1 protein-coding gene is annotated in these 770 nt (G+C 40.3%); it reads right to left on the bottom strand.

From position 1 onward, the window contains the following. Positions 1 to 770: trehalase family glycosidase (locus CWC30_RS17980; RefSeq protein WP_283956822.1), on the bottom strand; the 770-nt coding region annotated here is incomplete at both ends.

Raw genomic sequence — 770 nt, 5'->3', positions numbered from 1 at the left:
CATTCGGGCTGTCCCATTGCTGTGGAGTATCAACAACCGTTGTTACAATACCACCTACTTTTAAAAACTGCTCGCTCAATACGTTTGCAACCAGTTCAGCTTGCTGTTGCGAGGCTAAATTAACAAAAAGCAGGGTACTTGCCGCTGCACTTAAAATAGCAGACGGCTTAGATACCTTATAATTATAATCAACAAAAAAACGCTGCTCATTACTCCAAAGATATTGATTAATAAGCGACTTTCTTTTTACAGCATAGCTGCTGTACGTTTGTGATTGTTGCTCATTGCCAAGCAATTTAAAATATTCACTAAGCTGATTTTCTAAATTGTACAGTAGGCAATTTAAATCTATGGGTACAATATCTGTCGTTTGAATTGAGCTTAGTAAGTTTGACTCGGCTAACCAGCGCGAGCTAAAGTCCCACCCAGATTCGCACGCAGCACGAATATTACGATAAAACTCAGTTTTTTTATCATCACTAAATCCTGATGCAAGCGCTAAGTCTTCTCTTAATGACTCTGCGCGAGGAGCCGCCTCATCATCCCAATAGCGATTTAACACCCCACCACATGGCATTTTTACTACGCGTTTTACACGTGTTTGCGAATCATCGAGTGTATCTGCTCCTTGCATCCAAAATGCGTACTCTTTTCTTAAAGCTTCAACACACAATTTAAGCCAAGCTAAATTATGTGTTTTACTGTGAGTGTGCTGCCATAAAAGCTCAACCATCAGCGCTAAAATAGGCGGTTGTGAACGCGATAAATAA

It is taken from the genome of Pseudoalteromonas sp. S4741 (assembly GCF_005886135.1).
In the GTDB taxonomy this organism is placed as follows: Bacteria; Pseudomonadota; Gammaproteobacteria; order Enterobacterales; family Alteromonadaceae; genus Pseudoalteromonas; species Pseudoalteromonas tetraodonis.
The sequence above is the reverse complement of the archived record's forward strand: the minus strand, read 5'-3'. Positions and strand labels throughout refer to the sequence as shown.